This is a genomic window from Bradyrhizobium sp. CCGUVB23 (genome assembly GCF_024199885.1).
In the GTDB taxonomy this organism is placed as follows: domain Bacteria; phylum Pseudomonadota; class Alphaproteobacteria; order Rhizobiales; family Xanthobacteraceae; genus Bradyrhizobium.
Map to the genome: position 1 here is coordinate 2,028,101 of NZ_JANADQ010000001.1, position 24,372 is coordinate 2,052,472.

The 24,372-nt window shown below is 58.6% G+C and carries 20 protein-coding genes and 4 pseudogenes; 5 read left to right on the forward strand and 19 right to left on the reverse strand.

The annotated features are described in order from the left end of the window. Positions 1–641 precede the first annotated feature (641 nt). The 3 genes and pseudogenes from NLN62_RS09460 to NLN62_RS09470 all read right to left on the reverse strand — a co-directional run bounded on the left by NLN62_RS09460 (position 642) and on the right by NLN62_RS09470 (position 2,419). Positions 642–1,049, reverse strand: a complete 408-nt coding sequence (locus tag NLN62_RS09460; RefSeq protein WP_254108520.1) for a cupin domain-containing protein — start codon at positions 1,047–1,049, stop codon at positions 642–644. Between the two features lie 138 nt (positions 1,050–1,187). After that, positions 1,188–1,723, reverse strand: a pseudogene (locus tag NLN62_RS09465) (lactate dehydrogenase); the annotation flags it as partial. 489 nt (positions 1,724–2,212) lie between these two features. Then, positions 2,213–2,419, reverse strand: a complete 207-nt coding sequence (locus NLN62_RS09470) for a hypothetical protein (protein ID WP_254108521.1) — start codon at positions 2,417–2,419, stop codon at positions 2,213–2,215. Between the two features lie 899 nt (positions 2,420–3,318). Between NLN62_RS09470 and NLN62_RS09475 the strand changes: the two genes are divergently transcribed. Then, on the forward strand, positions 3,319–4,566 hold the full coding sequence (locus tag NLN62_RS09475; RefSeq protein WP_254108522.1) for a sedoheptulose 7-phosphate cyclase: 1,248 nt from the start codon (positions 3,319–3,321) through the stop codon (positions 4,564–4,566). A gap of 52 nt (positions 4,567–4,618) precedes the next feature. Here the strand turns inward: NLN62_RS09475 and NLN62_RS09480 are convergent, their stop codons facing one another. Then, positions 4,619–4,918, reverse strand: coding sequence for a LexA family protein (locus NLN62_RS09480; RefSeq protein ID WP_371932943.1), 300 nt, complete (start codon positions 4,916–4,918; stop codon positions 4,619–4,621). Between NLN62_RS09480 and NLN62_RS09485 the strand changes: the two are divergent. After that, positions 4,917–5,444, forward strand: a pseudogene (locus NLN62_RS09485) (IS630 family transposase); the annotation flags it as partial. The gene NLN62_RS09480 and the pseudogene NLN62_RS09485 overlap by 2 nt on opposite strands. A gap of 454 nt (positions 5,445–5,898) precedes the next feature. On the opposite strand, the gene NLN62_RS09490 reads toward NLN62_RS09485, so the two are convergent. Further along, positions 5,899–7,071, reverse strand: a complete 1,173-nt coding sequence (locus tag NLN62_RS09490) for an IS110 family transposase (protein WP_254108523.1) — start codon at positions 7,069–7,071, stop codon at positions 5,899–5,901. A gap of 78 nt (positions 7,072–7,149) precedes the next feature. On the opposite strand from NLN62_RS09490, the pseudogene NLN62_RS09495 reads away from it, so the two are divergent. Continuing rightward, positions 7,150–7,722 (forward strand): annotated as a pseudogene (locus NLN62_RS09495) (IS630 family transposase); the annotation flags it as partial. Between the two features lie 129 nt (positions 7,723–7,851). Here NLN62_RS09495 and NLN62_RS09500 read toward each other — a convergent pair. The 7 genes from NLN62_RS09500 to NLN62_RS09530 all read right to left on the reverse strand — a co-directional run bounded on the left by NLN62_RS09500 (position 7,852) and on the right by NLN62_RS09530 (position 15,124). Continuing rightward, on the reverse strand, positions 7,852–8,004 hold the full coding sequence (locus NLN62_RS09500) for a hypothetical protein (RefSeq protein WP_254108524.1): 153 nt from the start codon (positions 8,002–8,004) through the stop codon (positions 7,852–7,854). Positions 8,005–8,505: 501 nt separating this feature from the next. After that, positions 8,506–8,844 carry a hypothetical protein gene (locus tag NLN62_RS09505; RefSeq protein ID WP_254108525.1) on the reverse strand — a complete coding sequence of 113 codons (339 nt, stop codon included), beginning with the start codon at positions 8,842–8,844 and terminating at the stop codon, positions 8,506–8,508. Positions 8,845–9,029: 185 nt separating this feature from the next. After that, on the reverse strand, positions 9,030–9,755 hold the full coding sequence (locus NLN62_RS09510) for a hypothetical protein (protein ID WP_371932944.1): 726 nt from the start codon (positions 9,753–9,755) through the stop codon (positions 9,030–9,032). Positions 9,756–11,156: 1,401 nt separating this feature from the next. Further along, positions 11,157–11,489: a transposase gene (locus tag NLN62_RS09515; protein WP_256576085.1), complete on the reverse strand. Its 333-nt coding sequence runs from the start codon at positions 11,487–11,489 to the stop codon at positions 11,157–11,159. 228 nt (positions 11,490–11,717) lie between these two features. Then, on the reverse strand, positions 11,718–13,481 hold the full coding sequence (locus tag NLN62_RS09520) for a tetratricopeptide repeat protein (RefSeq protein WP_254108526.1): 1,764 nt from the start codon (positions 13,479–13,481) through the stop codon (positions 11,718–11,720). 18 nt (positions 13,482–13,499) lie between these two features. After that, positions 13,500–13,925 (reverse strand): hypothetical protein, encoded by a 426-nt coding sequence (locus NLN62_RS09525; protein ID WP_254108527.1) that lies wholly within the window; start codon positions 13,923–13,925, stop codon positions 13,500–13,502. A 242-nt stretch (positions 13,926–14,167) separates the two neighbouring features. Next, a complete protein-coding gene (locus NLN62_RS09530) occupies positions 14,168–15,124 on the reverse strand; it encodes a hypothetical protein (protein ID WP_254108528.1) in 957 nt (318 codons plus the stop codon). 1,315 nt (positions 15,125–16,439) lie between these two features. Here NLN62_RS09530 and NLN62_RS09535 point away from each other — a divergent pair. Beyond that, positions 16,440–16,598 carry a hypothetical protein gene (locus NLN62_RS09535; RefSeq protein WP_254108529.1) on the forward strand — a complete coding sequence of 53 codons (159 nt, stop codon included), beginning with the start codon at positions 16,440–16,442 and terminating at the stop codon, positions 16,596–16,598. A 148-nt stretch (positions 16,599–16,746) separates the two neighbouring features. Next, positions 16,747–17,514, forward strand: a complete 768-nt coding sequence (locus NLN62_RS09540; protein WP_256576084.1) for a class I SAM-dependent methyltransferase — start codon at positions 16,747–16,749, stop codon at positions 17,512–17,514. 112 nt (positions 17,515–17,626) lie between these two features. Here the strand turns inward: NLN62_RS09540 and NLN62_RS09545 are convergent, their stop codons facing one another. From NLN62_RS09545 to NLN62_RS09575, 7 genes and pseudogenes are all read right to left on the reverse strand, one after another. Next, positions 17,627–17,971 carry a hypothetical protein gene (locus NLN62_RS09545; protein ID WP_254108531.1) on the reverse strand — a complete coding sequence of 115 codons (345 nt, stop codon included), beginning with the start codon at positions 17,969–17,971 and terminating at the stop codon, positions 17,627–17,629. A 34-nt stretch (positions 17,972–18,005) separates the two neighbouring features. Next, positions 18,006–18,866 carry a hypothetical protein gene (locus tag NLN62_RS09550; protein ID WP_254108532.1) on the reverse strand — a complete coding sequence of 287 codons (861 nt, stop codon included), beginning with the start codon at positions 18,864–18,866 and terminating at the stop codon, positions 18,006–18,008. A gap of 185 nt (positions 18,867–19,051) precedes the next feature. After that, positions 19,052–19,660, reverse strand: a complete 609-nt coding sequence (locus NLN62_RS09555) for a protein rhiA (RefSeq protein WP_254108533.1) — start codon at positions 19,658–19,660, stop codon at positions 19,052–19,054. A gap of 359 nt (positions 19,661–20,019) precedes the next feature. Then, entirely contained in the window at positions 20,020–21,054 is a 1,035-nt protein-coding gene (locus NLN62_RS09560; protein WP_254108534.1) for a helix-turn-helix domain-containing protein, read from the reverse strand. A 488-nt stretch (positions 21,055–21,542) separates the two neighbouring features. Beyond that, positions 21,543–21,920, reverse strand: a complete 378-nt coding sequence (locus NLN62_RS09565) for a hypothetical protein (RefSeq protein WP_254108535.1) — start codon at positions 21,918–21,920, stop codon at positions 21,543–21,545. Between the two features lie 220 nt (positions 21,921–22,140). Continuing rightward, a pseudogene (locus NLN62_RS09570) lies at positions 22,141–22,653 on the reverse strand (transposase); the annotation flags it as partial. A gap of 55 nt (positions 22,654–22,708) precedes the next feature. Continuing rightward, complete coding sequence (locus NLN62_RS09575) at positions 22,709–22,906, reverse strand: hypothetical protein (RefSeq protein ID WP_254108536.1); 198 nt, start codon at positions 22,904–22,906, stop codon at positions 22,709–22,711. Positions 22,907–24,372 lie beyond the last annotated feature (1,466 nt).

Consider the following 24,372-nt stretch of genomic DNA (forward strand, 5'->3'; position numbering starts at 1 on the left):
GGGCGCATCAAGCACGTCCAGTCTGTACTGGTCACGTCGCCGAAACCGTGATTCTAGCGCGGCATAGGCGAACCCAAAGCTAGCAAAGAAGATGGAAAGTAAAATGAAGAGGAGAGCAACACCCTCCTTTCCCCACATGCATTGTGAGAACGTCATAAATCGCCACCTTCCTAGGTCGGTATCACCTATGGTGCGATCTACAACTTGACGTAACGTGCGATTCAAGCTCCGTCGAGCTCTGAGTCAGAATATTGCGGAGGCGATGCGTTGACCGACTGGGCCGCCTCAGATTTCCCACGCAACTTGATTCATGAGCGGACACATTGTCAGAATGCACGGGCGATGTGTGCCGGAGCTGGCGCACTTTCTTCCTGACAACCTGCGCCGGACGCTTCAACCATCCCTTTTCTCCTGCGCCGTCTGCTCGCGTCCCAAGATGTCAGGGCTGACCGCGTCGTGTTAGCTCCGTATCCACCGGCTAATGTCACGATCAATACGTTAACCCGGACAGCTAGGCCCATTTCACCTAGAAGCAAAGCCTGTCATGGCGTACTTCAGCCTTTATGTCCGCGCGAGCGCCAAAAGGCATAAATCCGCTCCCTGCGCGTCGGCCACAAGCGCCGTTCGATCTTCTTGCGAGATCATGGCGCTACTGCCAGCTCGAACACAAACAGACGGATGGTTTTTGAACCAACGTTCCTCAGACCGTGCGCTCCGCCTGGGCTGTTGCGGATCAGATCGCCAGCGCGGACAGGAAAGACATCGCCGTCTCTCCACATTTCACCATGCCCATCAAGAACGAGATAGAACTCCTCCTCATTCGGCTTATGCCGATGCCGTCCAATGGACGAGCCGGGAGGGACTTCTGCGTAATCAACAAAATTGCACGAGCCTGCAAAATTGCCCGGTACAGCAATGCGACGGGAAAGTACATCCCCTTCCCCGCAGTGGGCGCACTCTCGCTCGAGAGGCAGTTCGAACAAATTGCAGCGATCAAATGTCTTTGGGAAAAGATCAGGGTCAGGCATGACGACCTTCTCAAACCGCATCGCTTTATCTTAGTGTTGAATATGTCATACTACCGGGATGTCAAGCCGAGGGCAAAATCGTCGCCGTAACGGCGGTTCGGTTTTGAAGTGACCGCAACCCTCGGAATCGTGTTACGGTTATCGAGTTCGGGTTTGTTTCATCTTCATGGTCTTGCCGGCTCCGACCGCATGGGCGAGATGCGTCGATCCGGCCGAGACAATGCGCCAGATACCGCGCTTCTGGTGCCCATAAGGAACAAAGGCGCCAGAGGCACCCGGAAGCTTCAGGTGGGAGCCGTCGAAGGCTCTTGGCGCGATGTTGTTGAAGCGATCGTTATAGACCCTGGCCAGGCGATCGGTGCGATCCGGATCGGACCAGATCCAGCGCTGGAAGGCGTCCTTGATCTTTTGCAGCTTTGCTTTCGCGGCCTCGGTCTCGACGACATTGAGCACGCGCCGCTCGCTCATCTCCTCCTTGATGGTGTCGAAGATCTGCGGCACCCTGCTGTTGAGCGCGTCGGCGAGCAACTCGCCGGCGTGCCAGCGGTCGGTGCCACATTCCGACGTACCGCCGCCATCCATGCGAGCTGACGTGCCTCCACGGTCCACGACGCCAGTTCTGGCATGTGATGGATCCTGATCTCGGCATCCATCGTCTGCTTGACGAAGGCGACGACATCGGCGGCCGGAATCCATGTCATTCGGCCCTTTAATTGCGGAACTGATGTCAAGTGATCTCTCCTTTTTTCTTGACGGTGGTAGCGCTCGACCTGTCGAAGCCCGCCATATTGCGTAGACAGGGCGAGCGCGGGTGGTGACGTGATGCCGCCCCGGTAGCCGTTTGGCGTCATTGGGCCTGATGCCGTCGCTGGGCTCATGATCCTTTCCGAGGTCGCAAGGCGCCCCATGTGATGTCCGGGGCGGACGCCTCAACGTCTGCAGCGGAGTACGGTCGAGCCGCTACCAGCCGAATGAACGAGGTCGTCACAACCAACAACCACCGTCCCAGCGGTGCCGATCAGATAGCCACCGCTAGATAATGAGCTCGGCCACCCCATGCCGCGCCGGGCGTGGCGAACTTCGAGAATTTATCTCTTCTCAAATGTTTGCCGCGTCCTTCCAGCACTGGCGGCAACGTTAGTGCCCCGCGGGGGTCCCAGATGAGGACATATCTGAGCTCGTATCTACTCGAAGCTATTCGCGGGGGATCTGGCGGCTTTCGGCAGCCCTGCGACCGGGCGCTCAGGCGACTTGAACGCCTTCACCCCGCCCGCCGCCACGTAGTCCTTCACCGTGTGATGACTGCAGCACAGCTGGCGCGCAATCCGCTTCAGACCCCACCCGCACGCCCTCTGGCGCAACTTCTCCGCCACGACATCCGGCGTCTTCATCACCTGCCCCGCGGATCACTCCACGACGAGCCTTCCGTGATCCGTTCCTCGTTCATTCGCTCTCTCCTCGGCTATCCTAGGAGGGGGCAATTCCTCATGATGCCGAGGGGGCAACTTTCCATGGCGCGCGTCCATCGCGATCGGGTTCGCTTGCCACTTTGGGGCTCCGCCTACCAAAACTTGCAGGTGCTGAACCTCTCGAGAGCTGATCAACTGAAGCAGGATTTATGCACGACGTAGCGCTTGGTCGTTCTGTCGCAGAGCGTATGCCCAGCCGCCGACCCAAATACTTCGGTTGCGCCTGCGTGTCGTTGAGGAGCGGCTTGATTGGACGAGGAGCGGCTTGATTGGACGGAGTCTATTTTAAGCGACTTGGAGATCGGTATCAATGATCTCCAACATCTGCGATCTCCTGTCGTTGTACCATGCAAGCTGTGGGGCCGTCGGGTTGCATCCGGCTGCTGTCCCACAATAGGTCCGACAGTGATGGCTGACACCTTCTCTCCATTCTGCCTTTCCATTCTGCGTGTCGACAAACAAGCGCCAGGAAGTGTGCTTGGCGCTGGTGCCAAGCCCTTCATCAAAGTCGGAAAACACTCACATCGTGTCAACCTGTTCGCGGCGGTATTCGAAGCCATGCAAGGAATCCGCGCGAACTCAATCCTTGCAGTCACTGAAGCGTGCCGGTTGCACGCGGGAACTTGTCAGATCCACAGCCGATTGTCTGAACGACGGCACTTGCCGGATCACGCGGCACATCCACCTCAAGGAGCATCCAAGGCACCTTCGCTCGCAGCTGTCGGAGCGCACCACCATCGGAGGACCCTTGGTGACAATGCTCATTTCTCGGGCGACTGACCGAAAGACTCGTCAAGTTAGAGGACTACTAGGAGATCGACATGAAACCTTCGCTGGCCGTTTCGCCGACTGAACATCCCGACGTCGCTGCGCCGGAGCTTGAACTATCGCTTGGAGCGAGCCGCTCTTGGCGCTTTGGAGTCGACCTGTTTGAGGATGTCACTTCAGCCTCTTTCACGCGATGGATCAAGACTCATCTGAACGACCATCGTATCCTCGTCGTTATGACGCCAACCGTTTATCGCCTTTATTCGCAACAGCTCAGCGCTTGTTGGTCGGTGCTAGACGTCGAGCCGCGTGTGTTCGTGCTGGCATGCACAGAAATAACAAAATCTATTGATGCTGTCATGGCTGTCTGTCGTCAGGCCCAAGAAGCGGATATCGATCGCCGCGGTGTTCTTGTTTCGATCGGCGGCGGCGTGTGCTCCGACATCGTTGGTCTCGCCGCGTCTCTTCTGCGACGGGGTATATCTCATGTGCGGATTCCGACCACCCTAATCGGGCAGGTGGACGCGGGCATCGGACTCAAGGGCGGTGTCAACTTTGGCGTCCTCAAGAGCTACATCGGTTGCTTTTACCCGCCGAAAGCGGTCGCTGTCATTCCGACGTTCCTTAGAACCCTCAGCGAAGATGGCATCCTCCAGGGCATCGCCGAGATCGTGAAGCTTGCGTGCGTTTGTGATAGTGCGTTGTTCGAGGATGTTGAGGCGACGGTCACCGATCTGACGCGAACGCGATTTCAAGAGCCAGAGGCTGTCGCAAAGAAGGTTCTGAGGCGGTCGATTTCGGGAATGCTTACTCAGCTCAGCGAGAACCCTTTTGAGACGGTAACATTGGAGCGTGCGGTCGACTTTGGTCACACCTTAAGCCATCCATTGGAAGCAGCGACAGGTTACCAACTGCATCACGGTTTCGCCGTCGCAATTGACATTGCGTTTAGCGCAATTCTGGCGTCGCGATTGTCGTTGATAACAGAGCGGGAGGCGCTGCGCATTGTTCACCTGCTCACTAACGCGGGGCTGCCGATCTATCATGCAAAACTGGACGGATCACTGGTCGAGGGCGCGTTTGACGCCACAAAGAAACACAGAAATGGCGCGCTCAACTTAGTGGTGCCCACCGGGATTGGCCGGCACACTTTTGTAAAGGACACCAATTGCCTCTCGATGTCGCTCATTGGAGAAACGATTGAGTATCTACAAAAGGCGTCTCACACCACAGCGAGACTGCCAGTGGACGACGCAATCAGGAATCAGCACGAAAATGCTCGAAACGCGCTCCGCCTCTGAGGATACGGCTAGTGGCTCTTCACAGTGATTTTGACTGGTTGGGTTCGGGCAGTCAGATTAACTCCGGCAGAGTTTTGGGATCGACGAGGAGTTCGATACTGCGAGCCGTCCTTGGCAACCTTTTGATAAGGCCTGCTGTCTCGAGCGATCGTACCATTTGATGAACCGAAGGCGGGCTGACGCGGAAATATTCCTGCATGTCAGCTTCTGCCGGAGGCCTTCGATGCAGCCTCGTATAGAGGTGGATGAAGGAGAGGTATTGACCCTGTTTGGGCGTGAAGGTTTTTGCCGAAGGACTCACGCCGGCCATCCGATTCAGTTGTTCGTGCGTGCCTCTCAGGGAGGCAGGCATGAATGTACGCTATCGGATCGAACTCAGCCAAGTCGAGCGCGGCGAACTCAAGGCGCTGCTCACCGGCGGCAAGCATGCGGCCCGCAAGCTCAAACGCGCCCAGATTTTGCTGGCTGCCGATGCCGGGGCCGGTGACGAGGAGATCGCCAGGAGCGTCGGCGTGGGCGGCTCGACCGTGTACCGGACCAAGCGCCGCTTCGTTGAAGGCAATCTGGAACGGGCGCTGAGCGAGGAGCTGCGGCCCGGGGCGGAACGCAAGCTCACGGGCAAGGAAGAAGCTCTGCTGGTGGCGACCGCCTGTGCGGCCCCTCCAAGGGGGCGTACCCGCTGGACGCTCGATCTGCTGGCGGGTGCACTCGTCAAGCTCACCGAGCACAAAAGCCTGTCGCGCGAGACGGTCCGGCGACGTCTGGCGGAGAATGACCTCAAACCCTGGCGCAAGGACATGTGGTGCATTCCGCAGGTCGATGGTGAGTACGTCGCCCGAATGGAGGACGTGCTCGATCTCTATGCCGAGGCACGGGATTGAGTGTGTCAAGGTGGTTGGTCAGCTCTTTGTTCGATTGCAGGCCAGCTCTTCGTCCCGACCTTGGAGCTTTGGAGATGGGGCGCGCAGATCAAGTCAAGGCCGGGCCCGTAGGGCCGCCGCGCAGCGGCTTGGCCTTGACTTGATCGAGCACGCCATCAGGCTGATGTGGTCGGGCGTAGGCAGGCCAGATAGCTCCTTTTTTCGATGGCGATCCAAGGTCGAGCCCGGTTTTGGCAATCTGGTTTACTTGCCAGATCAAACTCACATTCGGTCGTCGCGCGAGGCAACTGCACCAACATTCCGCTTGCGGCGGGCAGGCTCGAGAGGACGAGACCATTCTTCGACGCGGCTTTTTGAAGCCATGCACACCATCGGTTCGTCCACCCGGATCGGCCGAGGCTGATCGAACCTCGGCAGATTGGTTTTGAGTGTGCGGGGGAAAGCGCTTGTGTTAGGCGACGGACTTCATCACGGCTCCCTCAATCACGACGCCAGCGGTCACGTATTTCCACAGAGCCACGAGCAGCTTGCGCGCCAGCGCCACGATCGCACGCTTGCGGCCGCGCTGGCTGTGCGCCTTGAACCACTGCGCCAGAGCCGATTGTCCCTGGTGGCGCACCCAGAGCCAAGCGAGCTGGACCATGGTTGTGCGCAGCCGCGGATTGCCGGCCTTCGACACGCCCTGCTCGCGTTCGATACCGCCACTCCGCCATGGCGTGGCCGCAAGACCGGCATAGGCAGCAACCTGACGACGGTTGGCGAAGTGGCGGTAGAAGGCCTCCGACCAGAGAACCCCGGCGAAGTTGGCGCCCATTCCCTTCAAGGCGAGCAGCATTGTGACCGGGTCCGCTGCGCCCTTCTTCTCGCCCGCTGGCTTTCCCGCCTCGACCAGGAGAGCATCCTGCGCGGCCTCCACTGCCTTGATCTGGTCGAGCAGCAGTTCGAGCCGATCGAGTTCGCGACTGACCTGCGCTTTGAGATGCGGCAGCAGTGCGCGACCGTCCCCCGTACGCAGGGCCTCAAGGCGCGCCCGCCGGTCGCGCCGCAACGGCGCGTAATCAGATATCCCTTGCGCGAACAGAAGGCCTTTGATCCGGTTCACATGCTCGATCCGCTCAGCGATCAATGTCCGCCGCTCACGGCAAATCCGGCGGCGGTCCTCTTCTTCCGGAGAGGGAGCAACGACCATCGCGCAGACTCGCGGCTCGCCGCGCTTGTAGGCCAAAAGCGCCCGCAGCAGCGTCTCGCCATCCAGCCTGTCCGTCTTGGCCCGCCTGCGCCGGCGCGAAGTCGCGATCGAGGCCGGATCCACCACGTGGCTCTCGATGCCCTCCTGCTGCAGACTGCGATGAAGCCAGAACCCATCCAGCCCCGCCTCCTGGATCGTGATGATCGGATAGCTCTCACCCGTTCGCGCCTGCGCCTTGCGCTTTAGCTCTGCGAACAACTTCAAGAGTTTCGCAATATCGCCGGCCTTCACGCTGTGTTTGGACATCTTCTCGCCCTTGCCGGGCGACAGCGAGGTAACCAGCCAAGTCGAACGGCTCAGTTCCAACGACACAAAAATTGCGCCAAACTGCGTGCGGATAGCGGCCGGTCCGTCGAAATGATGATCGAGCAACATCGTCGTTCTCCAGGTTGAATGGATTCAGCAACCTCAGTCTGGCCTCAGACCTAGTCGCTATCCACTCCCCATGGAATCTTCGACGAAAGCCCCGTGCAGCTCATCGGCGAGGTCCGTCAGCCAATTCCGCCAAGGCCCGGCCGGCTCGAACGTTACGACTACGAATACCGTCGCAATGGGACGGTCAATCTGTTCGTTCTCCTCGACGTGCATCGCCCCTGGCGGAAGGTCAAGCTCACCGAGCGCCGAACGGCAAAAGACTATGCCCGATGCATGCGCGACCTCGTCGACATCCATTATCCCGATGCCGAGCTCGTCCGCGTCGTGCAGGATAATTTGTCGACCCACTCAGCCGGAGCCCTGTATCAGACCTTCCCGCCCGCCGAAGCACGGCGCATCCTGCGGCGGATCGAGTTCCACTACACCCCAAAGCACGCGAGCTGGCTCAATATGGTTGAGATCGAGATCGGCGTCCTGCGGGGACAGTGCCTCGACCGCAGGATCGACAACCCCAAGCGACTGCGCCGCGAAATCTCCGCTTGGGAACGCCAGCGAAATGCCGCTCGCTCCCGCATTAAATGGATGTTCACAACACAAAAGGCCCGCGCCAAAATGGGCCGCGCCTACCCAAACCCTTCCAAAGAGTCATAATCACTGTGCAGAAGTACTAGGTCAACGTGGCGGTTTGGACGGATCTTGCATGTGGGCTTGCAGGGCAGATTCATCAGAGCGATCATCGTCTCTCTCCCATAACGCTCGTGGATCGCTGCGTTACTGCACTCAGTCCGTGAACTCCAGGTCAAACCTGTTTGGGCCGGTCGATTTGGTGCTAAAAATGAGGGTCTTTCCCGATACTGCGATCAGGCTGCCGGAGGCGAATTTGACGAGCGCTCGTCCAGATGTCGCGATGCCGGAAGGAATACCGTCTTTCATCACGACGGTGCCCTCGATTCGACGAGTTGCGTCACCGCTAATCCGCCGCTGGTTCAGTGGATCCCCCCACCGAAAAAGTCGGATGTCTGAGGGCCGTCGGCTTCGCCGATGACCATCGCGCTATACACCGCGCCCATCAACATACCGTAAGTTCCAAGGCACGTGTATTGCTGGCTGACCAGGGCATGCCCGCTCCGGTCGCCTATTTGGTCCTGGTCAGGCAAACCGAACACGTTGCATTCGTACCGTCCGATCGTCTCAGGAAGCATGATCCCGCTTGTGCCCATCGTGACACCGCTAGCGCCGATCAGAGCCACAACAGAACAAACACACGTCGCCAGAACACGTGTCCGACGTGGGTTCTCGATTTTTTTCAGATCGGGGATTTGTCAGCAATGGATGTCCTCCCTGTTTTTGTTTCACGATACGCTTCTCCGTCATTCCACAATTGCGCGGGATGGACGCCTGCAAAACCTCGAGGTATCAGCACAAATCTCTCCCTCAGGTCATGCTTCCCGGCATGAAGCAGCGGATGATCGGATGACCGTCCATATACATGGGCCAAACCATTGTACGCCCGACCAGGTTGGGTGCGGTGATCAGGCGATCTTCGGGAACGTCGACCCATTCACCCTCGATCCGCACGCGGTAATGTCCGTCCTTGCTCTCCGAATCGACGTCGGCGATAAACCTGCCGTCGGCTTCGGCGCAGCATTGTTCGCCATTCTTGCTGCGCAGGCTCTCGAACCACGCCTTCATGGGCGAGTTCACATACTGGCCTTCATCGCGGCCATGCGCGGGACCTTGTCCGAACCCTACCGCGAGGAGTAGCGCAGGCATAAGAAGCTTCCTGAACATCTTAGCCGCCCTCGGCGTTAGCCGGTGCGATAGCCGCCAGTCGGCCCGTCGTGATCGACGAGCCGCTTACTTCGTAGGTCGGCGCTTCGATCGTTAATCGATTGTGCATTGAGCACACCTTTCTTGAAATACGTCAGATGCAATGATCGTTCGTGTCGCCGCCAGCATCAACGATGCGCGACTGCCGCGGCCTCGCCGATCCCTTGCGTTAGCGCCGCCTTAATAGATCTCACGAAAACAATACGGGACATCGCGGGTATGTCGGCGTCAGCTCTGCCATCTTGCCCAATGAGGATGAGCCCGGCCCCGCCATTCGCAATGTTCAGAATGACCGGCTCGCCGCCCCAGGTCCTGATCGGTTCCATTCCGACGATGAGAAATTCCCCGATGGGCTGCTCGAAATACTGCAGCCGCAACTGCGCGCCGATTTCTGCCGTTGCAAGCTGGAAGCCCAGTTGCTGCGCCCGCGCATAAATTGCCGCCAGCTTCGCGGTGTCGCCTTCAAAGCCGAGTTCTGTCGCAGGTACCGCCACCAGCTCGACGTCCGTTTTGGTCGCGCTAACGGTAGCGGCGGGACGGACGAGAATTTCCGCAGCCTGGCCGCCGATCTTGCAACCTGCTGCATCCGATGCCCCAACAAGAGCGAACGAGCCCGCGAGGGTACCGACTTCAATTGTTTTCCAGGTCTGGATATCGGCCGCGGATGCAGTCGGAGCTTTAGGCGTGCGAACTTGCTCGGCAGTCGGAAGCTTCAGTCGATTCTGCAGGACGTCTCGCGCCGTACATTGGGCTGTGGCTTGGCTGATAAACGGGAGCAGGAGTGCAGCCCAGAGCATCACAAGAACGAGATACCGGCGACGGGGGATGGCTGCGATTCCCAAATGTTCCGACACCGCAATCTCCGCTACTCAAATATCAACTGTCCAAATGCATCACTTCCAATGAATTCATTCAAAGCGCATCAGCCGCGATGCGCATGTCCCAAATGGGAGGGGCCGAGATAAAAACGACCCGCGCACCGTGCCTGAACGCTATGAGCACTCAAGAACGGCAGCATCGAAAGTATAGCACAACGCACCGGGCAACCCGCGCTTCATAGAGCGCATGAATTTATCTCCCTTCAAGGGTCTGTACGTTTTCGTACAATCGCAACTTGATATGAGATGAGCCTCTTTCCCGGTCGATGAGAATCTCGTCTTCCACAGAGACAGGCTCGCGATGCCTCCGAAGGACCGTCAACGCGGAACCCACATGCGGGTCATTCCGAAAAAACGCTTCGGCGTGAGCGGCCAAGGAAACATGATTGAGTGCATCAATGGTTTGGCCTCGCGCCCCGAGATGATTGCCCAATCGACGAAGAGCGCGAGCGTAAGCGCATGCTGTTCCTTCTGTTAGATTCCCGCGCTTAACCTCGGCCTCGAGAGCCGAGTTGATGAGGTTCTGGTCGTTATCGGACAGATGAGGATAGTTACGGTCTGAACGCGGCAGGACCCGTGCGATGGGAGCAGCACCCACATCAATTGGTCCAAGCTCACGATATCTCCTAAGGGACGTCAACGCGGAGCCAACATGAGGGACATCCGAAAAAAACTTTTGGGCGTGAGCGACCAAGGAATCATGATCGATTGCATCAATGGCTTGCCCTCGCGCCCCGAGATGATCGCCCAATCTACGAAGAACGCTAGCGTATTTGCGTGCTGTTCCTTCTGTTAGATTCTCGCGCACAACCCTGGCCTCGAGAGCCGAGCTGATGAGGTTCTCATCGTTATCGGACAGATGAGGATAGTGAGGGTTTGAGCGCGGTGGGCGGCCCCTGCGATGGGAGCAGCACCGCCTTGGCGCTCCTCGACCAAGTGCTGCTCAGAGTCCTCGTGCGCGACCTGGTCTACCGCTCCTGGCGCGGCCGGCTCTGCCTGTTGTTGCAACATGGCGTCGTACGCCTGCAGCCAACCTGGATCGAATGGATCGAAATTGTCTGGGTCCACGCCAATCTCCCGCGTCCGAACCTAGATCGTAGCAAGTTCTCGACCTCAGCGCCAAAAGCGGGAGGGGGTGAATTGATCGGGATAGGGCGACAGTCCCGCACGTTCGCGGGCGACGACTTGGATCCCTGGCCGGCGCTTCAGCCAGCTGCGCTGGGGTGGCTCCATTCACCGACAGGCCCATATTCGCACAGACCGTAGAATTGCGGACCTACCAAAGCTGGGCGGCGGCGATCAGGGTGAGCACACTCCGTCTCGTCTTCTTCATCATCCGCTCCATCTAGGTCAGCGTTTTCGTGGTTCGAATCATATTCAGGTGGCCTCGGCGAGCTTGTAGGACCAGGTGTGGACGACAGGATACCGATTGACGTCGTCGATGCCGGCCATGATGCGCTCCTTGAGTTCGTGTTTTGAGGTCACCCGGATATGGCGCAGGACGGAACGAGCGAATTTGGAGAAGAAGCCTTCAATGAGGTTGAGCCAGGAGCCGTGCTTGGGCGTGAACGTAAACTCGAAGCGGCCTGCCGCTCGTGTATCGAGCCAGGCTCTGGTTTCTTTCGAGATGTGTGCGGAGTGATTGTCGAGAATCAACTTGATCGCGGTACCCGCCGGATAGGCAGTATCGATAAGTTTGAGGAATTCGATGAACTAGCTGTTAGCTGCTCTATGTGATGGCCGGGGCCCCATTGATCACTTCCCAGTTACTATCCAGCATAGTACCCGCCAAATAGAAACGCCGCGCAAAATGCCGAGCGTTTCTATTAACGGTTGACGGAGCGGTCGCCTTCCAACCTAACTGAGGGTCCAAAAAGCAAGCCATCTCGCTTTGTCTTTAAATGGCCGCAGCCTTCCAGATGTGATCGAGGGAGCACGCTACTCCAATTCGCTCGTTGACCCGCGCAACAGTGCCTCCAGTTTACGCCCGCCTTGCTCGATCGCCTCAGACCAATGGCCGAACCGTTCCTGCGCGACGACTTCGAACGACGGGTACCACAGTGGCTTTCCGCCAGCCTGGGCCCAATACCAGGGATAACCGCATGGCACGAAAACCACGCCGGGAACTCCGAGTGCTCCGGCGATATGGACGGCGAAGCTGTCGGGCCCAACCACGGCGTCGAGATTGGCGATCGCTGCGATCAATTCCGCAGGGCGCTCGATATGCACACCGGCATCGATCGGGTGACGCCATCGCTTCATGTCGTGGCGTTGCGCTCCACTCATCAAACTGATCGGCGTGACGGAATGTGGAATCACAGCGGCGACCTGCTCCATCGATAGGCCAAGAGCGCCGCTCTCCCATAGGATTCCTACCAACGGCCTTGCGAACACGGCCAAAGCATCGCGCCACTTGGCGAATAGCTCGGCATCGGGACGCAGGTACGGAACGTCATCTGCAATGGTGCAGGCGTCGATCGACAGAATGCGCAATAGCGATTGCAACGGCGTAGCTGAGAGTCCAGGTCTCGGCTCGTCCATAATCACCGGCTCAGCGAGGTGGGCAAGAAGAGCCTGATAACGCGCCTCCGCGACCACCTGCACATCTTGCTGGCTCGTCAGCCGGCGCAAGAGGCGAACGAGCGCTACGAACTCGAGTGCGCCGGTCGTCGGGGGGACGAGTATCCGCGTGACAGGCTCTAAGGCGGTCGGATCGGGTGACGGGAAGCGACCGAGCGTCAGTTCGAGCGTTTTTTGTAAAGACTTCGCTGCTTCATTCTCTGGCAGCGCCTGCGCGACGCGGTCGACAAGCTTGAGGGCTTCATTGAACCGGCCAACGAGTTGCAGGACACGCACCAGAGCAATCGCGGCGGAGTGGTCCGATTTTTGAGCGCGAACGAATGCCGTCAGTTGCGCAATGCCTCGGTCCATGTCACCCTTGGCAATCGTAACGCGGGCCAAGATTTCGCGGGCACCAACATGAGCCGGCGCATAGGCCAGTAACTTCTCGCAGGTCGTCTCCGCTTGCGACCAGCGCCCTGCTGCGGCGCGGCAATAAGCCAGATGCAAGAGGCCGTCTGTATCGAGTGGGGCGCGCAGATGCGCGCGTTCGGCAAGGTTGAGTGCCTCGTCGAATCGGCTTCGTTCGAGCATAAGTGCCGACAAATGGCCCAGCGCATCAGGATCGTCTGGAGCAATCTCGAGCGCACGAAGCAGGACAGTCTCAGCCGACGAACTGTGGCCCAAGGCGAACTCTATGGCTCCGAATTGAACGAGAGCGCGCGTATTGCCTGGCTCGTTGTCGACAACGGTCTCCGTCATCGCGCGGGCATCCGTAACGTTGCCGCGGCTCAACAAGGCTCGAGCGAGCGCTAGCTTGATCGCGCCGTTGCGCGGGGCGAGAGCAACCGCGCGTTCGAGGCAGATCATCGCCTCCTCAGCGCGGCCGAGCAATTGGTGAGCGATACCGAGGTTGGTGATGAGGCTCGCGTGTTCGGGGTAAATGGTCGCCGCTTCTGCCAGCATACCGAACGCAAACTCGGTCTGTCGCCGCGCAAGCGCCAATGTGGCCCTTGCATTGAGCGTATCCGGATCGCTTGTGGCAGGGATCTCCTCCAGTAGCGCTTCCGCCTCCTCGATACGGCCGGCGGCAATAAACTCCTGGGCCGTTTGAACCCGGTCTTGCCAGCTCGGAGCGGACATGCCAGCGGACGGCATCGGCTACGCAACCGTGACGCGTTTGCCGTCGAGACGGAGATCCTCGCTCACCATGGCGACTTTGATAAGGGCTATCTCAGAAGCAATGCCAGTAACCCTAATGGCTCGGGTTTCGGTCTGCAAAACGTCGATGCGCTCAATCACCGTGGCACGGTCGACTACCTTTACGGTGAGCGACCCGGTGCTCGCTTCCTGGGGCCGCGCCGAGGATCGGACATGATCCGCGATTAACGTGTAGAGTTTACCGATCCAGGTGCCTTTGTTCGCGAGTACCGAAAACAATTTGGCCTGCAGATCGACACTATCGGCGCAAAAGGAGGCGCGCTGACGCGCCGCAAGAGTGATGGTCTTGGCTTCAATCGTAATGTTGTGACCTCCAAGTAGGCCGACCACAGGACCGTTGAAAGCCGCCCGCTCGAGCACGGTCACGACAAAACGCTTGATCCACGTAGGTAGCGAGCAAACCATGTCCTGTGGCTAAGGTCGGGCGAGGGATATCCGACAGCTACCGTCAGCTGTGCCGAGTGCTAGCGAATTTGACGTCCACCGCAATGCGCTGACTGACACGACACGGGCCGTGTTATGTTCGCCTTCTAGCAAGCGCTCGGCCGTCGACAAAATGTGGGCGTTTGTGGCGCGGATCGTCATCGTCATTCTTGCTCACTGGTCAGCTACAGGAAGATTGTCTGGTCCTTTTGTATGACTTCCCTCTTACCGGTGCGGGACATGGTCTCTGCTGCTCGGATGACAAGCTCGTGCTGCGCCGTGCTTAACTTGCCCTGCCTCACATCTTTTTCTGTAACGGACATGCTGGTCTTGCAGATCTTGCTGTCGCGGCCGACCACCTTCAGGTCTTCAACGGGCACGTATTTGAAACTGCTTGTCTTGAGAATTGTTTGACTACTATCTGCCGACTTGAAGTCGGGTCCAAAAACACACTTAGTCGACTTGCCGATCACTTGCTTGACGTCGTGGCCTCTGACAACGTTGAGGTTGTTGCCAACCGTGACAGATTGCGTATCGCTCAGATTAAATGAACATGATCTTGAAATCTTATAGGTGAACGCTTCTCCAAAGAAGATTGATACTTTCCTGGCCATCGTCAGCTGGGTAGCCGCGCCGCGCATACAAGTGAGTTTTGTTCCGTCGAAGAATTCCTCCGCGTTGCCCATAATCCGCTTTTCGGTGTTGCCAGTGGTCGTTTCTACTTTGTCACCCTTATTGACCAATTTGACCCGGTTCGAAGCCGTCAGGATGATGTCTGCGGACGTCACAGCGCTGCCAGCAGTGATTGACACGCCATTCTCGGCGGAGATCTCATAGATGCCTTTTGGCACCTTGTGCTGGACGTTGCCGTTCGTGACCTCCATCGTTTGGCCGCACCCGATTTTCAACAGTGCCGCGCCTTCGACATTTGTCTGGAAGTCCTTGTTGGTAAAGGCAAGTATGCCAGCGTTGTCGCTCTCATGCTCGCGGGTCACTGCCGGACCATCGTTGACTGTCGCCGTGAGACCAGTGACAAGGTTTGCCTCTTCGTCCGAATAAGAGCCGAGGCGCAGATAACTCGACTTGGTCAGAGGAGAAGAAAAGGTTTCTGGAACGCTCAGTCGCATGCTGGCATTTGGCATCGTTGAATTCCCTAATCGTTTGGCTGTAGGCGCTCTAGCGCTGCGTCATCAAGCGGATTTGAGAGGTCAATATCGAAAGCCCGAAGGCATTCGGGTTGGCACCGTTGTGCTTGGTTAGCATGGCCACTCTGGTTGCCGCTGACCCGCCGATTGACAAATCGTCCGATCCAGCCTTGGCGCGGCCCGGACCAATGACAAGACCAGAGATGACGCCCAGCGCCAGCCGCGCTGGCTCCATTCATCAACAGGCTCACATTCACACAGACCGTAGAATTGTCGACCTACCAAAGTTGGGCGGCAGCGAACCGCATCAAAACCCCGGCCTGCCGCCGCCCATGCTCGGGCACATACCGACGAGGTTCTGAACGAACTGGGCCTTTCCGCAGCGAGCGTCGCAGAATTGCGCCGCTAGGAAATCGTCAGTTGATTGGAAGCAGAGCTTCCCGTTGAAGCCACCTTCTCCCGCAAGGGGAAGCTTATTTCCGGGAAAGACGCAACACTCTCAATGACTAACCTCGCGAGTGTCCGCCAAGTGTCGGGAGTAGCGTTTTTCAAGCCTTTTAAAGTATTTTGTCGGCGCGCCGCCCGTGGACATGCTGGACGCGGCCTATAGCCCGGATGCGCCGGATTTTTGACCTTGAACCAATGCGCGGTACGCCCATCGCGATGCGATGCTTCGACACCGGGCCCTCCAAGCCCATGCGGCACGCCGCGAGGAATAGGTGTGCGGTCTCTCGGATGCCCAAGCGCAAGACAAAAGCCGTTGGCGGTTTTGAGCGACGGCTGGAATGCCTCAACGATTAGGTACACGAAAATTCAGAGGCTGGTGATCACCAAATGCGAAATGGGTCTCAAACAGGAAAACCCCCGGCATTGAATGGATACTGAGAATAACACCACGTAACCGCCAACCGGCGCACAGGGAATGTTTCGGCGAGCGTCCAGTGTCGCCGGAGCCGTAGGCCCGCTCCGTGCTGTCCCTGCCTTTCGGGCTTAATGAGTTCACCAACGCGTGCACTCGGCTCCCTTCGCGAAGGTCTTTTCTTCCGCGCAGAGCCGATGAACGTTGTTTAGCGAGATCGCAATAGCTCGAACCAGGCGCCACGGCCTTGGCGAACAGCGAAGGACGGCGTCCCAGAGAGGTTACACGGTCGATCTGCGCGAGAATATGCCGGCGCCATTGACCCGGCTGCCACCACCGTCCTGGGGACTCTGCCGGTGCGCATTAAGCTCAATCGCTCGACTGAGGGCGAGAGCGGTTACCACTAATGAGAACGGGCTCGAGCGCACGCGGTGGAATTCGTGCTGGCGCACGTTGCGCCCCGGCGGCAAGGTCCAGAAGGCCTACCGGCGCGGCATGATGTTCAAGGCGCGGATTGCGATCATGCGCGACTGGGCCAACCATTGCACGGCGCTGCCACCCACGGCCAGGCTCGACAATGACAACGTGGTGCCGATGGGCAGGAGCGCCTGACGGCGAGGCGCGGTGGAGCCGGACGCGCAAGGTCGCGGCTTTGACTTAACTCAACGGCCGGCGTGGATATCTTTGGTTAGGGTTCTTTGGCGATGGAGGAGATCGTCATGCACCATCCCGCTTATCCGCTCGGTCACTCTGACCATGAATTGAAGCGTCTCCAAACCCAGGCCCGTTACGTGGACCCGCTCACGCGACGGTTTTTGAAGCGGGCGTCAAGGCCGGAATGCGTGTGCTGGACGTTGGCAGCGGCACGGGCGACGTCGCATTTCTAGCGGGCGAGCTTGTTGGTGACGCTGGTGAAGTGATTGGCGCGGATCATGTGGCGACGGCAGTCGGGGTAGCAACACAACGGGCAATGGCCAAAGGCATGCGGAATGTTTCGTTCCGCGTCGGCGATCCGAGCGAATTGGAGTTCGGCCGGCCGTTTGATGCTGTTGTGGGAAGATACGTGCTTGTTTTACAAGCCGCCGCCGCCGCGATGGTGCGGAAACTCGCAAAGCATCTTTCGCCCGGAGGCGTTATCGTTTTCCACGAGCCCGATTGGAGCTGCGTCCGATCGTTCCCGCCCGCGCCGACCTACGATGCATGCTGCCGATGGGCCGTGGAAGCGTTTCGACGTGCCGGCACAGACCAAAACGGAACTATAACTCTGTACGTGCGTTCTTGGACGCCGATCTGCCGGCGCCGCAGATGCGCATGCAGCTTTATTGGATTCGGTGCTGCCTGCGCGGACTGGTTGACGGTTGCGGCGGATCTTGAACGTACCTTGCTGCCAAAGATCGAACAATTCGGCCTAGCAACGGAGGCCGAAGTTGACGTGGCAACGTTAGCCCAGCGCCTCCGTGACGAGGTGACCGCGAGCTCGTCTCTAATCGTCGGGCGCTCTGAAATTGCTGCGTGGTCGCGGCTGTAGATGATGCCATTTACGTGTGCCGTCAATGATATCAATCCTCGTCCGGACAAACCCACGAGGAGTCCACGAAAGCACTTCCAGTTCCGTGGATACCGGTTTCATGGAATCGATTCTAGTGAGGCAACACGTCCACAAGCTGATCGTGAAGTTCAGGCGGCATCTTCGCCAGAAGAAATTTTTCGATCGTCTTATGATTGTCAGAGAAACGTTGAGCCCCATCGATCACTGAGCTGCCCTTGACATAGAGTTCTCGTTGAGTGCCCCCCGTTAGGAAGTTCACTTTGAAACCGCGAAAACCGAGTCCGTTTGCCGCACCGGCAGCAGACTTCACCTTACTTAACTTCTGGAGCAAACCTAGAAGCACCGTCAGATCGGTGCGTCCAAGCTCCCACGTTGGATTGGGGCGGCCCGAAAAAACGTCAATCTCGACTTGAGCGCGATCGGGTAGCTGATCCATCGAGTTCTTGCTTTGTCGTGTGTGGGGCCAAGCATCATCGGATGTGAACCTCTCGGCTCGTGACCATGTAAGCACAAAAATCGGTATAAGGGCCGCGATTGCAAGACCGCGGATCGGAAATTGCAGCGCCAGCATTGTCGACGTTCCTCGCCGCCGTTTGTCCCGGCTTATGCGACCAACATCCAACGTCGTCCTGTCGGTACCAATGATAATCATTGTTCGGCCAAACGACCAGAGCCACGTACCAGCCGGAACCTTTGGCCAAGGGGCTCGAGAAGTTCGCTGCCGGTTTCAATCCATCCGATTGAGCCCCCGGCTGCACATGGCTGCAAGCCATGGCCGTCGCTGGATGTCCGCTGGCGCGACCTGGCTGAGCGAAGGTATTTGTCGCGTTATTGTTCGCGTAGTTATAGCAGTTGTTGTACGGCTGAATATTGGGAATATTCCAGAGGCCTGGGTTGTAAGCTGGCGCATCCACGGCGCGACATGCCGGGCATGAAGGCGGCCCCGCCAGATTGGCATCGAATCTGGTTTGAGCGTGAGCGCCGATGCGCGAACTGACATGCTGGCGGACTTCGTCACTTGTGGCACGCGCCGACGTCGTGATTAGCCAGTTCTCGATATCGGAATCGGCAACGTAGTTGGCGAGACCAAGGCCTCGATCAAGGATGCCCTCGTGCAGAAACAGGCGGCTCGGTCCGGTCAAGCTCTCGACCTGCTGCGCAATATGAAATCCGCGATATCCTAATCCGCCGACGACGCCGGAGGGTCTCGCGTGGGTGAAAGTCGATGAGGCTCGGATCCGGTCCTCCAGTTCCCTCTCTTCGACCGCCGTCAATTGCCAACTCGGGTTCGGCAGTCCCGAGAACACGTTTAGCGTTACAACCGTTGTCATCTTCTGGTCCTCCTTAATTGCTCAGACCTTCGTTCGCGTGAAGGCCGTCCCTGCGCCCGAACAAGCAGCGCAGCAATGGCCGTGCCACACCCTGCGAACCTTGGGCGGCGGCTGGCTGCAGCACCAAGAAACTTGTTTTGTCTCGACGAACGGCGGCGGCTGATGCCAGCCGCCGCCTAGGAGAATCAGGAAACCTTGATAAGGTTTTCGAGACCGATTGCTGCGGTCCGAGCCGTCAGGGCTCCTCCGTAGGTCGCCTCCACAGCGCCGGTTACATCTTCGACGTCGATGACGTCCCCGGTCTGGTAATTGCCGAAGATCACCCAATAATTGGGGTGAGGAGTAAACACGGCGGTCATGTTCGGAGCGGCTTGGACCACGAAGGTGCCCGACCCCGCCATGCCGACGCCGACGGATGTGCGGTTTGGCACAACATTCGACAGTTGACGGATGGTCAGTGAACCCACAGCGCCATCGACGCTGGGATTGATGAAAGTCGTCGCGCCGGCACTGTCCTGGGTAAGTTGAATTAGGTTTTGGCCGCTCGGATCGGCAGGCTGTACCTGCGTGGCCGAGAAGTTGACGCCTGGTTGCAGCACTCCGGTCTCCGACCAGACGAAGCTGTAGTCGAGGCTCCACGTAAAGGTCACACGGCTACCTGGAGCGGTTGGACGGGCGAACCAGGCGAGCGAAAATACGTTGCCAGGGATCGTCGTCGGCGGCGCTTTCTGGAATACCGCGAAGCTACCGTGCAGCTGTGAATTGTTGACGCAGGTCAGAGAGTATGACGTCATTGATCGTGTCCTTCATTGCTGAGATGGCGCCCGGGATTGTTGGTGGCCGGCACCGTTCCGGGCTTAAACGGCGCCGACCCTTGCTCACTCAAAACGAGGAGTGAGAAGCGCGGGGGAACTGAGCACTTAGGAGCCGCGACGCGTTGAAGGGATCTCTGCTGCCGTTGCATCGGGGCCGATTGGAATGTTGGACTGCTGGTCTTTCATTCTGACCGACATCGAAGAGATTCCATTCGAAGGCACCCTGTTGGCACTGCTCTCTGCGGTCCTAAGCGTGCCTATGACGCTACTGATGTTCTTTCGGGGTGTCCTTGGACGCGCATCCCGAAAAGTTGGACCAGCGTCCCAACAGGCGTCGTTTAGTCGGTCCGCAATTCCATCACCCAATCGGAGAAGGTGCCGCCGCTGAATGGGCGGAACGTGCCGTCCGCCGCCGAACTGTCCGCTTGTCGTGTGGCTGCGCGAATAGCGCGCGGAGAGAGGCCAAAGGCCTGCCGGAACGTGCGACTGAAATGAGCCTCGTCTTCAAAACCCATGTCGTGGGCGATGTCGCCTATTCTTCGATCGGCCCAGCGCGGATCGCACAAAGCCAGCAGGGAGCGCCTCAGGCGGCGGCGGCGGATATAGGCCTCGACACCCGTCGTCTGGAACTGTCGGAAGAGTTGACTGCGCGAGATGCCAAGCTCCCGCGTTAAACGGGAGGAGGTCAAGTCGTTGCGATGCAGGTTTTCCTCGATGTACCGACGCAAGCGGCGCCCAAGGTTTTCCTTGCGTCCTGTCGTGGTCAGAACATCTGAGGGCCCGAGGCAGGAGGCGAGTAGGTCCGGGATAGATGCCCCGACCGCGATCACGTCGCTTTGGCCGAAGTGCCGGGCCGCCGCGGAAAGAGCCTCGACGAACTTCCCGACGAAAACGCCCATTGCGTTGTCTTCGGGTAGAACGCGTCCGTGAATCGGCTGCACTGGAGCAACCGAGGCCGGCAGCGCCGCTCGCGGGATGATCAGGTGTACCGCCTCGACGGCTTCCAGAACGAAGGCCACGGGTGTGGACAGATCGAGCACCGCTACATCGCCCGGTCGAAGTCGCCGAAACGCTGGAGTCGACAACGCGACACGTCCGCGCTGGATGCATGAGACAATGATATGGTCGAGGTCGTCCCAAGCCAAACGTGCTGTGGTGCGTCGATAGCGCCCGCCGTCAGCGATGCTGCGGCAAAGCAGGAAGGTGCCAAAATGGTAAGCGAGGAGATCCGCTTGGAACGTACTTGATTCGGAAGTTTGTTTTGACGGGTGGCTCTCGAACAATATCTCGACCAGCGATTGCCACGCGTCAAAGGGGGCATCCGTCTCGGAGGTCGTGAAATGGAAACTTGGGATTGGGCTTTGTCCGCCCATAGGACGCGCCGACTCTGTTTGTTTGCTTACCCTGACCTCGCGCGCGGCAGATGGATGGTGATGGGTGACCCCGCGCTAGGGGCGAAGAGCACGCCGCGCCAACCGCGCTGCTTACTCTTTGCGCCGTCGCTTCAGGGCTACGCCGCCAGACGTCTACGGTAGCCTTGGCCTGTGGTTGATGTTTGCCGTCAACTTCCGCGCGAGTGCGTGCTCGCGGGCGGTTTCCTGCGCACAGCCGTCCGATGCTCATATCGCGGCCCTGTGCTCCGACGGCCAGACTCTACGGCCGCAGCAGCCTGTGCTCGGCACGCGGGAAACGCTAGGCGTGCTGTTCGTCACGGCGGGTTAGTACAATTCGCGAGCCTCTGATCTGCATTATCCGAGTTTGGGTCTTTCGTTAGCGGCCTACGTTTGAAAACCCGACCGAAGCAGCGGTAACGAGAGAGCGTCCGGTGCCTGGATTTGACCACGGACTTGCGAAAAACGGTTTAGGGGCGAATTGAGACTTGGACCTTAGGACGTAGAACAGCCTTGCTATCGTGGTTCTCTTTGTAATGCCTTTCTTTCAGATCCGCGATGTCGTTCAATAGTTGGGCTAGGTCGTAGATTGCTCGGGTTTCCTGATTGTCAAGATGTTGCAGATCGAGGTGGTTCAAGATGACGATCAGCCCGTCCTGAAGCCGACCGAGCTGTTTTCCATAGCTAGCCACGTTCGACAGAACTTCTTCTTCAATCGCTGGATTGGATGCTTTCCCGAGGTTCACGTTAATCAGTCCAAGCTGACCGGTCATTGTGCTAAGGACTGATTGCCAAGAGCGGAGCAACTGCGACACCGCTCCTGAAAGCGGTAGGTTTGCATCTGACATGAGAGACCCTCGAACAGACATCTTACCATCGCCACCGCCTCGCTGCCTGCCCCAAAGACGGCAACTCCGGGTTTGCATTCTTCATGCCAAGGCAATTTGCATCATGTCTGTGTCCAATTTGTCGTCTTTCCGACGAGCTATGGCTGATTCTGGGGGACGCGGCCTGATCAGGCCGCGTGGCTTTCAGTGGTCGGAATGACCTCGATGCCGTCGCGTTGGTCTTCGGCAACTGATTTGTCCATTTCAGTCGGCGTGATGTCTTCGATGCTGCGTCGATCAACTTGAACACCATCAGTTTCGCGGTCTTCGGCGAGGGCGATCCTTTTGTCCGCACCGTGCGTGCGGTACCGCGCCGTGGCGAACACGCTCTCGATCGGATTCGAAGTGTGCAGATGAGCCCAATGCTCGGCAGGGCCTGCATTTGGTTCTGCATTTCTCGACGAAGGCGTCGATCGCGGTTTCGGCTTTCGCCCGGCTCGGCGCCAGATAGACGTTCCGCAGGCCGTTCTTCATTGCGCCCTGCACGGATCTGGCGACCTTGTCGAGTACTTTGCTGACTTTGTGGCACCAGCATCGCTGGTGTCGCGTGCCGGGGAAGACCTCATCGAGGGCCTTCCAGAACCACCAAAGCGCCGCCGCCGACCGCCGCTTCAGGAGCGATCCACAGGCCGCGTTGCTTCACATCGATCAAGAGCCACCCAACGTTCGTCAAGCTCTCATCCATTCGGGTTTGGCTACGTGCTCACGGGTCCGCGCCGCCCTAGCCGCCACGCCCCTTTTTTCAACTCTCACCACTCGTCGGAATTAAAGCGATCGGAATCATACTGCACGATAATCCACTTGTTGATGGTTACCGGACTTCGCATCTCGCGCTCGGTCGCGGCGCGGGCAGCCTCCAATGCAAGCTCGGCGACTCCTATTTCTGCAAACGTGCCTTGCAGGGTCGTATGGGGAAGGCGGTACCATAGGTTGTTGCTGCCGAGCACCCAAGCCTCCCAGCCGTGCGCCACGGCCTGTTTCAAGAACACAGGGTGGGTGCCGCGAAAGCTTCTTCCGCGAAAGTCTCTTCCAAGTCATACGAGCACAGATACTTTGCCATGGTGGCGCCGCTTCACAGAATTGCCCACCAGCAAGCAATCACGATCGCGGTATAAACGAGCACAGCACCAATTGCTGACGTGATTTCTACCAACGTGATTTCCATCGCGTAGCTCCCACTTCAATTGCGTGCGCCGCCGCCCACCAGACGGTGTATGTGAGAAACGAGTTCCTCCGCCAATCGGCTATCTTGACGCCATTGTCTGTCACGCTCACCGAGAAACGGGTTGAGGTGCAATAATCAAAGCCGCTGTAGAATCGTGGGCGCTTAGGTCTTAGCAGCCAATGCGACTTGGCACCGAAGTGGTATATGCTCGGTAGCGCACCGGCGATGTGGCACTCATCGTCGAAGTCGTAACCGTTTGCTAGGCTCCCGGCTACGCGGACACTGATCCTGTTGTACCCGCGGCCTTCATGTTCGTACACGCTGAGGACTTCGCGATCGAACGCATGCGCGAACGCAATCGCCGCGGAAGCCGCCCGGACATGTTGCTCCATGCATGTTGTTCCATGTTGCCTCGCGAGCGATAGACCGGGCGGCCCCAGTAGTGCCCTGAAACTACCGGGTCCGCCCTCAGCATCGCAGCCCCTGCAAGACCGGCAATGCTCACCCCAGCGAAGCAAGGAGCGTGCCGCCTTAACTGTCCTCTTTCTGTTTTCATGTTCAGCCCGGCCGCTTCAATGCGCAAATGTCTGATACTGACGCGCACGCTGCAAATGTCTGATACTGACGCGCACGCTGCATATGCATACTCCTAAAGAGAGCAGCGCGGGCGCGACTGGACAGTCCGCGGCGAGAGGACGCTGTCCCTGTCCGCCCGCGCTGCAGGAGAAATTAGCGGTCACATGACTCCGCACCCGAGGTCGAATGAGGAGGCGCTGAGTCACACGCCCCTAACTTCACGAGTCAACGATCGCTGAGCTACGATGCTGACTAACCACGGGGAGTAGCAGCCCCGGGGCAATACCGAGTCCTGCACCCTTCGTGCCAAGATCAGATCCACAGTTCGCATCTTGTTTGCGTCGGATTTTGTCAGCTTTCGACATGCCATGTCTTAGTATGGACGCCGACACGGATTGATGTCCGCTCTTCGCTTGCTTTTGTGGGCAGAGCGGATGAGGCGAATTTATGATGCACGGCTCCGACGGCGATGGCATTCGAGCCACCGCGCGGTCACGCCGGGCGCGGCTTGTGTTCGCTCGCAGTGTCGACCAGCGTTGCCAGACAGCGCGCGATTTCGGCGGCCGGGACCAGAACCCGCGCGCCGCAGCGCTTCCTGAAACTTCATTCGACGATCCAGGCCAACCCGGAATGGGAGTCGTCCAGGCGGCCGGCATCGTGACCAACCAACTC